Below are 12421 nucleotides of genomic sequence, written 5' to 3'. Positions count from 1 at the left end.
TCTCACCTCGCCACAATCCGGCCGGCCAACAGGTGTTCGATGGCCTGCGCCACCCCGTGCGCCTCACACACCCCGGTGACAAAGTCGGCCTCTGCCTGTACCTGCGGCTGCGCATTCCCCATGGCGATGCCAAGACCGGCCCAGCGCATCATCGGGATGTCATTGAGACTGTCGCCCATCACGACCACTTCCTCGGGCCTGATGCCGAGCTCGCGGCACACCGTCGTCAGTCCGCTGGCCTTGGTCACCCCGTACGGGTTCACTTCGATATTGTGGGGATTGGAGTTGGACAGAGCGTACCGCCCGCGTTCCTCAAGTCGCTGCCAGATGCGCGCCACGGTGTACAACTCGTCCGCATAAAAGCCAAACTTGAGCCACGTCTTGCCCGCCATCGTCTCGTCCGTTAACGCAGTATCGCTGACGACCCCGTCGATGGTGGTAGCCCACCAGTGTACGCCAAACTCTCTCGCCAGGTCATAGAGGAAACGGATGTCCTCCGGGTCGAGTGGATGCCGTTCCAACAGCCGACCATCAGCGGTCCAGACCTCGCCCCCATTCAGAGTGACGACCGGGCTTTTCATCTGCAACTCCCGCATAAACGTCTGTACCGGCCCTGCGACGTGCCGCCCCGTCGCAAAGGTGACCGCAATCCCCTCTTTCATCGCCCTTTTTATCCAACGCCGATTCTCCTCGGAGATGTCGAGCCCCAGATCCAAACTGGTCCCGTCCATATCGAGGGCAATCAGCTTCCAATCGGGCATATTTCTCTCCTCCTAGCTGTTTCTCTCTCGATTTATCACCCATGCCTTTCCGGACAACCTCTCACGGCTGGCCGACCGCCCGCAGCCGCCGCTCCACGTGCTCGCGCACAGCCGCCGCCAAAGCCGGGACGTTGAGCAGTGCAGCCAACGATGCCCTCGACACATCGCGACCATGAATCAGGTCATTGACCCGGGCCACCGTCCACTCCGGACAGGGGCGCCGGCACAGCTCCACCGCCTGCCCGGCCGCAATCCAGCCAGGCCTCAGCACACGCAGGTACCAGCCGCTGCGGCCGCTTGTACGCACCCGCTCGGTCAAGCCAGGCAATCCCCAGAAACGCTCAATCTTCCAACACGGGACGCGCGGCTGCGCCACTTCCACCTCCGCCTCGCCGACCCGATATACGTCGCCGATACAGACTGTGGTCTCGTCCAGCCCTGCTATCGTAAAGTTTTCCGCGAACGATCCGTATGGCAGCGCCCGACCGAGCTCTCCCTGCCAAACTGGGTAGTGGCTGGCCGCATAGGCGAGAACCGCCTTATCTGGACCGCCGTGATTTTGCCGATCCGCCTGTTCGTCCCCTTCCAATTGCTCGCTCCCGAGCCACACCGGACCCTCTACGGGGGTTTTGGCAAACCCGGACAACCAGGTGCCCTCGACCTCTGCCCCCACATCCGCCAAGCGTCCCGGTTCATTCACTGGAGAATCGACCCGATACGCCCGCGCCGGGCCGACCTGTACCGAGACCAACCGTGCCTCCTGCATCCTTATTCCTCCTGCTCCTCAGTCACCCCCAGTATAGCAGGCCGGCGCGGCACAGTCCCGCGCGCGTTTTCATTGTATACTGGGAGGGCAACAAGCCAGATGATTCCCGATGGTTGGGAAAGGGGCGGGGGACACTGAAGTTTTTGTTCGTGTTTCTGATATGGCGGATGTTGTCTGTGGTGCTCGGCAATCCATGGCTGGCCGTGTTGGTTCTTGTGGTTGCCTATTACATACTCGATAGGCGATATATCGGTCTTTTGCCGAGTGTGCGCAAACCGTTCCGGCGCTGGCGGCGCAGGGCGGAACTGAAACGAATCATCGCCGACAACCCGCACCACGCAGACGCTCGCCTGGAACTGGCCGAATTATATATGGAGAAAAAACAATGGTCCCCCGCGCAGAGGCTCCTCACGGAACTGCCGGAATCGCTGCGGCAAACCCCGGACGTGCAGTACGACGAAGGCGTATGCGCCATCGGGTTGAGAGAGGCCCTGAAGGGCGAGCAGCTGATTCGCATGGCACTCGCACAAGTCCCGAACCTGCGCTATGGCGATCCGTACCTGCGCCTGGCCCGACTGCACCTCGATGACCGACCGGAGCAAGCGCTCGCCGACCTGGAGGAGGCGCAGAAATACAACCAATCCTCTTGCCAGGCGCTTTACCAAATGGCTGGCTTATACGAACGCCTAAACCGCCCTGAAGAAGCCCGCCGGGCTCTCGAGCGGTGCCTCGAGACCTACCGCTGGCTACCCCGGTTTCGGCGCAAATCCGAGCGGCGCTTTGCCCTGTTGGCGCGCTGGCGGTTGTTTCTACACCGCTGACTGTTTCTACGTTCCCGACATGGGAACACTCACCTCGCCTTCCACCTGCGGATGCGCCGCTCATATGCCTCTAGACGCGCCTCCTATGCCTTTACGTCGGCGAGAGATTTTTTATTGGTTGGCTGTCATGGTGACGTTATCGTCTTGGTGATTTATTTGACCTGGACGCGCCGCGATGTTCAAAGCCCGATTGAGCCCGCCCGCGAGGAGACGATACGCGAGACCGGACTGCGTCGCGCCCCCGGCGAATCGTCCGGAACGTGACTCATCCGGATCGTTATAACAGGATGCATTGTCAGCGTTAAGGAGACTATCCGTGTGACGGTCATCCGGCTCGGGTGTACATGTTTTGGACTTACCCGGTAAAAACTAACAATCAAGTAGCACATACAGTCTCGGGGAGTATACGATGATTTTCGACAAGCTTCGGCGTACGAAGAGAAAAGGCCTTGGGAATGATCCCGGAAGGATAGCCAGCCTCGTCGACACTTCGCTGTCTCAGCCGGATGAACCGCTCCCCACTTCTGTAGAACGATTGCGGAGTTGGGTTCAGGAAGACTGGCAACATTGCGACGATTTCCAGCTCCGTGACGTCGACGTACACGGTACGCGCGTACTTTTGATCTGGCTGCAGGGTTTGGTGGATCTTGCGCGCATCGAAGAGGGGGTTCTCGAGCCCCTTGAGAAGTTGCCGAAACGGCCACCAGACATACGGCAGATAGGGTCCGTCCTGCACACGGTGCGCATCCGTTGGATCCAGACACGGCACGAATTGAACACCGCTGTGTCGGACGGCCAGATGGTGCTTTATGCAGACGGTTCCAAATTGGCCCTCGTCCTTGATATTAGCAAGCCCCCGGTGCGGGCCATCGAAAAAGCGGAGAACGAGCCCACTCTCCAGGGCCCGCAGGAGGCGTTCGTCGAGCATCTGGCGCTCAACATCGCGCTCCTGCGCAAGCGGATCCGCAGTCCTCATCTCAAGGTCGAATCGATGCGCATCGGCGTGTACTCCAAGACCACCGTGTGCATCATTTATCTCGAAGGCATCGTCAAACCAACTCTGGTGGAAGAAGCGCGCCAACGGCTGCGCAAGATTTCCGTCGACGGACTGAATGACATCAACAAGTTGCGTGAACTGATCGGCGACGCGCCGTACACCCTGTTTCCGACAACCGAAGAGACCGAACGGCCGGATCGGGTGACGGGCAGTCTGTTGCAGGGGCGCATTGCCATCATGCTCGACGGTGCACCAACCTGTATGATGGTGCCGGCGCAGTTCATCTATTTCCTGGCATCCGCTGAAGATTATTACATAAACTACACGCTAGCGTTGTTCATTCGCATTTTGCGCCATATCGCATACTGGTCTTCCCTCTTGTTGCCGTCTCTGTACGTGGCGCTGTTGTCTTACAACCAAGACCTGGTACCGACACCGCTGCTCGTCACCGTGGCGGCCCAACACCGCGGCATTCCCTTTCCGACCATCTTGGAAGCAACCGTGATGATGTGCGCCTTTGAAGCCCTGCGTGAAGCCGGGACGCGGCTGCCAAGGGCGGTTGGGCAATCGGTCAGTATTGTGGGTACGCTTATTGTCGGTGATGCCGCAGTGCGTGCGGGCTTGGTGTCTCCGGGCATGGTGATTGTGGTGGCAGGAACCGGAGTCGCGTCATTTGCTCTGCCAGCGTATGGGTTTGTGAATTCAAGCCGGATTATTCAATTCGCATTTGTCACCGTGGCGGGAGTTTTCGGGCTGGTCGGAATCGCCATCCTCGGAGTAGTCCTTGTGACGCATCTCGTCTCTCTGCGTTCTTTCGGAGTTCCCTACATGGCCCCCATCGCGCCGTTGACTTGGTCGGACATGAAGGATATGTTCATACGGGCTCCCTGGTTTGAGACCAGACGACGCCCTAACCAGCTTGAACCGATCAACCGTGTCAGCAACCGCAGCCCGACACCGCGGCCCCCCAGAAAGTCTCCCTCTGGCGAGGGGCAGCGATGAGGTCATACCTATTTCGCAAGCTTGCCTTCCTCTTCCTGGCAAGCGTTGGTTCGTTGTTGTTGCCAGGGTGCTTTGATCTTCAGGAGGTCGATGACATGAATATCGTCATAGCCCTCGGCATCGACCGGACCGCCAACGGATTGGTGCGGGTAACGGCCCAGCTCGTCAATCCGGAGGCCGTTCCTACAGCAGGTGGGGGCGACTCAGGTTCAGCAGGCGGCGTTCGGTCCTTCCTCATCCGTGAAGAGACGGGCAGGTTTATCGAAGAAGCGGTCGAAAAATTCAAGGCAGACGTACCGCACGGCATGTACCTGGCGCACAACACCCTGGTGGTGTTCGGAAGTGACTACGCAAAGCAAGGTATTGACCGGGGGCTTGACTACTTCGAGCGAACCCGGTACTTTCGCCGCAATCAACTACTCGTCGCGACATCGGGACAGGCCCGGGACGTTCTTTCGGCATCGTCCGACCCTGAGCCGCTGAACGCGCTGGGCGTTCGTGCTGTAGTGGAGCAGATTGGCGAGATGTTCCGCGTTGTCAACAGCGCGCAACTACAGGTCATGAAGGAATACCTGTCGCCGTCGCAAGCCCCCGTCTTGTCGTTGGTGGACAGAGACGCTTCAGGCCATTTGTTCATGAAAGGGGTTGCTTTGTTTCGCGGTGCAAAGATGGTGGACGTCCTGACGGTGGATGAGACAAAGGGGTTAGCGTGGCTCATGATGGACACCCGCCAAGTGGTCATCCCCCTGCCGTGCGACGGCAAGGGCGACGGCGTTGGAAGGGCCGTGCGACTGCTCGGTTCCCGTACCAAGGTCATTCCACAGTTTGGCAACGATGGAGTGAGCTTTCTCGTTAAGGTTCAAGCACGAGGGGAGATCGACCGGCTTTGTCCGTATGATCGGTTGACCGAGAAAACCTACCACCAACTTGAGCAGAAAACTGCCGAGTACATGGAACGGCAGATGCAGGCGGTGGTGACAAAGCTCCAATCCGACGGCGTGGACGCCTGCCAGTTCGGCACGCGATTGTTTATCAAAGACCCACGCAGGTGGCGGAAGATCAGCCAGCAGTGGCCAGATTACTTTGCGCACGCGAAGGTCAAGTGCAATGTACGCGTGCACATTACCCGGACCGCCCTTTCTTCCAATACACCCGAATCCGCGGCCTCGCGCAGTGGCTTGGCTCCGTTGGCAGGGCGGGGAGTGACCACACCGTGATCTGGGTCGCGCTGTTCACTGCCATTGCCGTTGCAGTCCTAGACAGACATGCCCTTCGCCGGTCATGCCGCCGCGAAGTCGGAGTGTACGGGTCACTCATGATTGCGACACTCGCCATGTCCGCGTTGGTCTCTTGGCATTTGTGGCCCAATCTGCATCTGCTGGCTCCGTTCGACGCCATGTTTGGTCCAGTTACAAAATGGATATACGGGATTCTTTAGAAGGAGATCCGCGCCTTGTCGAACGTACAGGTTTCCCGATTTCAAATCGTCATCGTACTCATTTGGAGCATCCTCGCTACCGCTATGGTCACAATCCCGTTCGTCATTGCCCAGTTCACCGTCCGCGATAGCTGGATTACAGGCCTCCTGTTTGCGGCCGGGGGCATGTTGTCCGCCGGTATCGCGGCGGTGTTCCTCCATACATTGCCAAACCGGAATCTGACCAGCGGCTTGATTGACGCGTTTGGACCATGGCTGGGACGCATCGTGTGTCTCTGGTTTCTTGTCTGGCTGTACCTGATTAACTGCACCACCCTCCGGGAAGCAGAATCGTTTGTGAGCATCACCATCCTGCCAAAGACACCGGAGTACATAATCGGGCTACTCGGCATGGCTGCGATCTCATACATGGTGTACATGGGCGTGGAGGTCCTTGTACGGGACGCCGAGTTCATTACACCGCTCGCGCTCGTTGTGGCGCCTATTCTCTTTGCCTTGGCCCTGCAACACATGGATGTTGACCAACTGATGCCTGTTCTCGCCGACGGCTGGCAGCCGGTGTTGCGCGGCGCCATCACACCGGATCTGACCTACGCATTGGAGATTTTGATTAGCCTACAGTTCGTACGGGCCTTGCGCGACAGCCGGACCCTTCCCAAAGACATGATCACGGCTACGGCCATCCTGACAGTTGTCTTAACCATCATCCTGATAATCACGACAGGCGTAGTGGGGCAATCCACTAATTATCTGTCGTATCCGGTGCTCGAAACCGTCCGCAGCATTCGCGTCGGCCGCTTTCTAGAGCGTCTGGACACACTGTACGTGATGGCGGTAATGTCCACCGTATGCATAAAACTGGGCGTATTTCACTACGCCTGGTGTGAAGGCATGAAGGACGTATTCAAGCTGTCGTCGCACCGGATTTTGGCGTTTTCCGGCGGCTTGTTCGTGTGGGCTGGCAGCCTTGCACTCTTTCGAAGCACGCAGGAAATGCAGCACTTCATCGCTGGTGTGGCACCAGCGTACTTTGTGGTAACGTTGATCTGTATTCCCCTTTTAGCTGCCATGGTGATGAATTTTCGGAGGAAAGCAAAACGTTAGGCTCGGCGCGGGTATCGGGGATGACTGTAGAAAAGCTATGGCCGCTAGATGAGTGAAATGTCACTGGTGAGATAATCCACCTGTCCGTCAGTGTACCCACGGCCTTATCGTCTGGAACGTGATTCATCCGGATTGAAATCATATCCCTCCTCCAGCACACCCCCCGACAAACAACCATATGCTGCATCGACAGCGGGCGCGGCAAAACCCGTGACGACGGTGAATCGCTGGAGGCAAGGAGGAACGACGATGGCGGAAAAAATGGCAAGCTTCCTTTGGGAACGGCTTTCTCGACGAATTCAATCTGCGATTTACGCAGAACAGGTGTTTTGTTCGATAACGACCGAGATGAAGTTTCTGCCCGGATTCGAAAATCAACTGGAACTGCGTAGCCTGCATAGGGAAAATTACGAGACCAGCTATCACCTCAACACAGCGGCCGGAAACCTGGCGCGCATCCTGGCCGGGGCGCACGACCGTCATCAGGAGCGGCAACTGATTCTGATGACCGTCGAGTGTTTCATTGAAGCCCGCGAGCACATGGATAAGGCCGAAGGCTACCTAGGCCGTCTGAAACCTGGCAACGCCAAAGAACGGGTTTGGCTGCGCGCGGCGGGACACTGGCATCAAGAACGGGTACGTTGGCTCAATCAGGCGATGCGCCGCCTCAAGACCAGCATTCCGGAGTCGGTCTGGCAAGAGGGCGTCAGCCTGGTGGAAAGATAACCGAATTCGAGAAGACGAGACAGAAGTCGGGGATGGAATGCGGCTTTGCCCAAACCGTAAGCGCGGGTCAGTGCCCATCTGCCGCCTGTACGGCTGGCGGCGCGCCGAGCACGCCGCCCCCGCTTATGGCGTTTTCCCCTCGGATGCCGACGTAGAGGTGCCCCCCGTATTACGGGACGGATGGGACATCCAGCATGGAATCCAAGCCGGGGAAAACAACGTCTCCATCAGAACCCTTTATACTGCGGCTCCTCCTGTTCGAGCACCTGCACCCGCTGTTCCAGCGTCTGAACCAGCGTCTTGGTCTGGTTGGCAGCATCCGTGTACAGCTGTTTGGCCTGCTGATTCTGCGTCTGTAAAGCAAACTGCTCAAAGCTGGCCTGTGCGCTCTTCAAACCGGCAAGGGTCTGTTTGACTTGGGTCGCGACGGTCATGGCGGAAACCTCCTTAGGCATGTTCTGATGGGGACGTGATTCATTATGTCTCGCGTGTCCTGGGCTATGCGCCAGACCCGCAAGGCGAATCCTGGCAGACGGCATGGCCAGCGGTTTATAACACGTACCAGTACAAGATATAGCCGACGATGAGCCCAACGCCAATCACCATCTGTACCCAACCGCAAATCCAGCTGAGCCGCGCTTCATACATATGTTCGATTTGCTTGTACCGCCACGTCTCAAAAAAGATCAAAAACAGACCACATAAGACAAACATCACCCCGCCCATCAGCGGATACCCCTGTGTCCAATCAAAGCGAATCATCGAGATCACCGAGCCCGCATGCCGAATTCGTGCAGACGGACATCTACATGAAGATGGACAGGCAGGGTTTTGTAGATTTCCTGCCACCGGTCTTTAGTGCGGACATGCTGGTTCCACCAATCCGGTTGAAGACCGCGTACAAACTCGCCGAATCCGACAATATCACTGCCTGCCCGCTGCGTGTTCTGAATCAGTCGCCTCTGCACACCGATAATTTGCCGTGCCTGCACGCGTTCAATCATGGCAATGGTTCGAGGGTCCCGCATGTTCAATGGACCACCCGATGTCTGTTTCACTTTCGAATCGATATGCACATAGACGTCAAACTGGGGTTTGTTGTGGATGATACGCAAACGGACACTGCGGCGCCGGCGGTACCCCTGTGCCACGACCCATGAGCCGTCTGGCAATGTGCTCCGGCCAGCAAACCCGGCCCGTCGGATTCCGGCCAGCTCCATGTAAGCGTAAATTCCCTTGGTATCCGTGGCACCGACCATCCGGTAATCTCGAAAGTAGGCAAGTCCCTGCACCAACAGGTTTTCTTGGTTTCTCACATCGACGTAGGGTAACACCATCTCGCGCCCCTTCATGACCGCTTTGCTCTCGGCGGTGCCGAGAAATTCGTTCGGGAATTTCCCCATGCGAATGGCCTGGTCCATGGTGGAAATGAGATACAAAGTCGGCACGCGCTCGAGGGGTGGAGCGGTTGCCATCAACGTAGACGCTAAGTGTTGGGATACGACAATCCAAAGCGTCCGCCGCACCTGCGGATTGCGACGTAGATAATCCATCAGATCTGAGAGTCCACGCCTTTCTGCGAACGCCCGGGAAACGACAATCACACGCAGATGACCGTAGAAAAGCGGATCGGCCACTTGCAGCTGCAGGTGTTGCAACGCTTCCGTCACATTTGGGCCGAAGGACGACACCACCCAGACGGCCTGCCGTGGGTTCGTTCCAGCTCCCCCGCCTCCTTCTTGGCCCGGCCCGAGTGGAATCCGTCCGGGTACGGCAATCTGAGCGGTCAAACGAATCTGCCCTTGCTTGCCGCCTTCTTGCGGCTCTGAAGCGGCGGCCTCCGCGGTCAAATTCCCTTGCATCAACCTTTGCTGTGGACTTTGTGTGTCAGGACCCCCTTGCCCATTCGCGCCTTGCCCCGCTTGCCCTGATTCATTCTCGGGCTGTATATCAAATGACAACCCCAAGACGGTCGCCCGTTGCTCAATTTCTAACCGGTCCCAACACCCGGTTGTGCATAGACAAACCCACAGGGACAAAAACACCTTACATGCGGCCATCCACTTCTTCACGAATGCCACGCTCCTCTCTCACCCCGCGCACCCAGGCGAGTAGAAGGATGATGAGTGGATAACCGATGGTCAGTGATAATCCACCCCATCCAACGCGTTCAATCACGCGGTAGAGCTGAACGACGTTGGGGGGCAGCATCGCGACCATAAAGATAAATGGCAATAAGGCAAACGATAAAAAGGAGTGGTCTTCAAATCGCAAGACATCCTTAATCGCCAAGACGGCTATAAAATACGTGGAGTACAAGGTCGTGAATACAGCCGTCACCCAAATGGCCAAGAACGCTGCATCCAGTCGTTCCAAGATTTCCCCGGGTATCAAGGTCGTCTTGGCCAACTCCAGGGTCGGCCACATCAGGTTGTGTATTTCCATGCTGCCAAACACGGCCAGTGAGGCGATGACCATAGTCAGATACAGGCTGCCGGTGACGAGGCCGCTGTAGAGCAGTACTTGCGGCATCCGTCTGGGTTCAACCATAGCGGGGCCCAGAAAGCCGAGGATAAACCCACCCTGGAGGAGGGCGGAGACCGTAACCGTACCAGCCAGCCAGTGGACGGGTTCGTTGCCAAGTAACGGTAAAAGATTCATGGGCTGGGCGTTTTTGAGGGCGAAAATGGCAATCAGAAAGCTCGGGATGTGAATAGACGGCTGATAAAATGTGTGGATGTAGCCAAACGAGGTGATGTTGTTGCGAACGGAAAGCGCGGCCAATAAGAGCATGACCAGCGTTGTCACCTCAATCGGCGTACGGGGGAGAACGGCCGTGGTGACGACCGCGGAAAACTCACGCGCACCAAGGGCTGTGAGAACGATGAAAAAGAGTGCAATGGCGGCGCCCCAGACACGCCCCAACCACACCCCGACCACCCGCTCCGCCACACGCACGACAGTGTCATTGGGAAAGCGACGGGCGAGCAGCGTGAGGATAAACGCCCCAAAGAATGCCAAACCAAGGCCGCATACGGTGATTAAAGGTGCGCCCGTATCGGCCGCCTCAACCGCAATGCGGGGCAGAGCGAGTACGCCGACGCCGATTGTCGAGCTGGCGAAAATACATACGGCCTCTAAGACCGTAATCGTGCGGTAAACCGCCTTGTGCATCAAGTTACTTCAACCTCCGCGGCTTGACCGGATCGAGTGTATGGCTGCGCGGCTCCATCATTTTCTGCAGGGTATCCGGCGACAAGCGGCGATGGTCGACCGGATTGAGCTGCTTCGGACGGCGCCACATCGACCACAGCGGAGCACGAATCAAGGCGTCCTTAAGGCCCTCCCAGTTAAGCGGGACGACGGGGCTGAGGTACGGGATACCAAAAGAGCGGAGCGACAGCATGTGGTTGGAAACCAGAATCAGCCCCACGACGACGCCGTAAAGACCGAATAGGCCGGCAAGAATGGTCAACACAAAACGCAGGATGCGCAGGGCGATAGCCGCGTTGTAAGCCGGCGTCGCGAACGATCCGATGGTCGTCAAGGCGATGATGACGACGGTAATCGGACTGGCAAAACCGGCTGCGACGGCCGCTTGGCCAATGATGAGCACGCCGACGATGGAGAGGGCGCCACCGACCTGCTGCGGCAGACGTAAGGTGGCTTCACGCAGGACCTCCATCGAGACTTCCATCAAAAGCACCTCGATGACAGCTGGAAACGGCACACCCGCCCGCCCACCGGCGACAGCTACGGCAAACTTTGTCGGAATCAGTTCTGGGTTGAAGGCGATGATGGCCACATAGAGACTTGGGAAAATGAAGGAAAAGATGAGTGCTACCAGGCGAACGAACCGGATAAGGCTGGACATCAGCCAACGTTCCGAATAGTCGTCCATGGTCTGGTTGAACTGGACGAAGACCGCCGGCACTATCAGACTGAAAGGCGTAGCATCGGTCAGAATCACGACACGCCCCTCGAGCAGACTGGCGACACACTTGTCCGGACGCTCCGAGTTTTGCACCTGCGGGAACGGGCTCCAATGGTTGTCTTCGATAAACTGTTCCAAGGTGCCGGCGTCCAGCACGCTGTCAGTCTCAATCGATTTGAGTCGGTCCAGTACCTCCTGAACGAGTACCGGACGGGCCACGCCCTCAATATAGCAGACGGCCACTTTGGTCTTCGTCAGTTGGCCAATCGTCATCATCTTGACACGTAGGTTGGGTGTCTGCAGACGATAACGTAAGAGTGTGATGTTGGTTGAAAGCTGTTCGACAAAGCCATCGCGGGCACCACGGATGACCTGCTCGGTCTCTGGCTGATCTGGGTTGCGCTGCGGAACCCTTCGCGTGGCGATGACAATCACTTCGTCGCAATGTTGCACCAGAACGACCGTATTGCCGCGCAAAATGTCCTCGACCACTTTTATCAAGTCCTTGCGCAGATAGACCTCTTCGTGATGAAGGACTTCTTTGACGATGACCTCGCGCAGGGCGCGCCCGCGCAACCGGCTGCGCGCCGCAGTCGAAGGTGGCTTCATCAGGGGACGAAAGATGGCTTCGTTGCTTATTTCGCGGTTGACGATGTTGGCAAAATAGATGGCCACCGCGTCGTATACATGGAAAATGCGAAAGGAACGAATGACCAGGTCGTCGTTTTCGCCCAGCATCTCCTCAATGAACCGAACCGACTTTTGCACTTGCCCATCAAACTTTCGGTTCCGGTGCTGGCGCAGCGCCTCCTCGGGCGGCAATGGATTCGTCAACGTTTTTTTCGCCCGGCGCCAGATGGTCATGTGGCTCC

13 protein-coding genes are annotated in these 12421 nt (G+C 57.6%); 6 read left to right on the top strand and 7 right to left on the bottom strand.

What is annotated here, in order from left to right; all coding sequences use genetic code 11:
- Positions 1-2: 2 nt before the first annotated feature.
- Complete coding sequence (locus H522_RS0101850; protein ID WP_026961000.1) at positions 3-761, bottom strand: Cof-type HAD-IIB family hydrolase; 759 nt, start codon at positions 759-761, stop codon at positions 3-5.
- Positions 762-822: 61 nt separating this feature from the next.
- The gene (locus tag H522_RS16980) at positions 823-1527 is read right to left on the bottom strand and encodes an MOSC domain-containing protein (RefSeq protein ID WP_051343659.1); all 705 of its coding nucleotides are present in this window, start codon (positions 1525-1527) and stop codon (positions 823-825) included.
- 149 nt (positions 1528-1676) lie between these two features.
- On the opposite strand from H522_RS16980, the gene H522_RS21705 reads away from it, so the two are divergent.
- The 6 genes from H522_RS21705 to H522_RS0101810 all read left to right on the top strand — a co-directional run bounded on the left by H522_RS21705 (position 1677) and on the right by H522_RS0101810 (position 7615).
- A complete protein-coding gene (locus H522_RS21705; protein WP_026960999.1) occupies positions 1677-2348 on the top strand; it encodes a tetratricopeptide repeat protein in 672 nt (223 codons plus the stop codon).
- Between the two features lie 409 nt (positions 2349-2757).
- Positions 2758-4347: a spore germination protein gene (locus tag H522_RS16975; RefSeq protein WP_081411778.1), complete on the top strand. Its 1590-nt coding sequence runs from the start codon at positions 2758-2760 to the stop codon at positions 4345-4347.
- Positions 4344-5564, top strand: coding sequence for a Ger(x)C family spore germination protein (locus tag H522_RS0101825; protein WP_081411777.1), 1221 nt, complete (start codon positions 4344-4346; stop codon positions 5562-5564). The genes H522_RS16975 and H522_RS0101825 overlap by 4 nt, the downstream gene beginning before the upstream one ends.
- Entirely contained in the window at positions 5561-5785 is a 225-nt protein-coding gene (locus H522_RS0101820) for a hypothetical protein (protein WP_026960997.1), read from the top strand. The genes H522_RS0101825 and H522_RS0101820 overlap by 4 nt, the downstream gene beginning before the upstream one ends.
- Positions 5786-5800: 15 nt before the next feature.
- Entirely contained in the window at positions 5801-6889 is a 1089-nt protein-coding gene (locus tag H522_RS0101815) for a GerAB/ArcD/ProY family transporter (RefSeq protein WP_035452165.1), read from the top strand.
- A gap of 249 nt (positions 6890-7138) precedes the next feature.
- On the top strand, positions 7139-7615 hold the full coding sequence (locus H522_RS0101810; RefSeq protein ID WP_026960995.1) for a hypothetical protein: 477 nt from the start codon (positions 7139-7141) through the stop codon (positions 7613-7615).
- 227 nt (positions 7616-7842) lie between these two features.
- On the opposite strand, the gene H522_RS0101805 is transcribed toward H522_RS0101810, so the two are convergent.
- From H522_RS0101805 to H522_RS0101785, 5 genes are all read right to left on the bottom strand, one after another.
- Positions 7843-8049: a DUF1657 domain-containing protein gene (locus H522_RS0101805; protein ID WP_026960994.1), complete on the bottom strand. Its 207-nt coding sequence runs from the start codon at positions 8047-8049 to the stop codon at positions 7843-7845.
- Between the two features lie 115 nt (positions 8050-8164).
- The gene (locus tag H522_RS21380) at positions 8165-8341 is read right to left on the bottom strand and encodes a CLC_0170 family protein (RefSeq protein WP_211230631.1); all 177 of its coding nucleotides are present in this window, start codon (positions 8339-8341) and stop codon (positions 8165-8167) included.
- 41 nt (positions 8342-8382) lie between these two features.
- Entirely contained in the window at positions 8383-9687 is a 1305-nt protein-coding gene (locus tag H522_RS0101795; protein ID WP_081411776.1) for a Ger(x)C family spore germination protein, read from the bottom strand.
- Positions 9662-10789 (bottom strand): GerAB/ArcD/ProY family transporter, encoded by a 1128-nt coding sequence (locus H522_RS0101790; protein ID WP_026960992.1) that lies wholly within the window; start codon positions 10787-10789, stop codon positions 9662-9664. The genes H522_RS0101795 and H522_RS0101790 overlap by 26 nt, the downstream gene beginning before the upstream one ends.
- 4 nt (positions 10790-10793) lie before the next feature.
- Positions 10794-12413: a spore germination protein gene (locus H522_RS0101785; RefSeq protein WP_026960991.1), complete on the bottom strand. Its 1620-nt coding sequence runs from the start codon at positions 12411-12413 to the stop codon at positions 10794-10796.
- Between the last annotated feature and the right edge of the window lie 8 nt (positions 12414-12421).

Source organism: Alicyclobacillus herbarius DSM 13609, assembly GCF_000430585.1.
GTDB classification, from domain to species: domain Bacteria; phylum Bacillota; class Bacilli; order Alicyclobacillales; family Alicyclobacillaceae; genus Alicyclobacillus_G; species Alicyclobacillus_G herbarius.
This window is presented reverse-complemented; position numbering and strand designations above follow the sequence as displayed.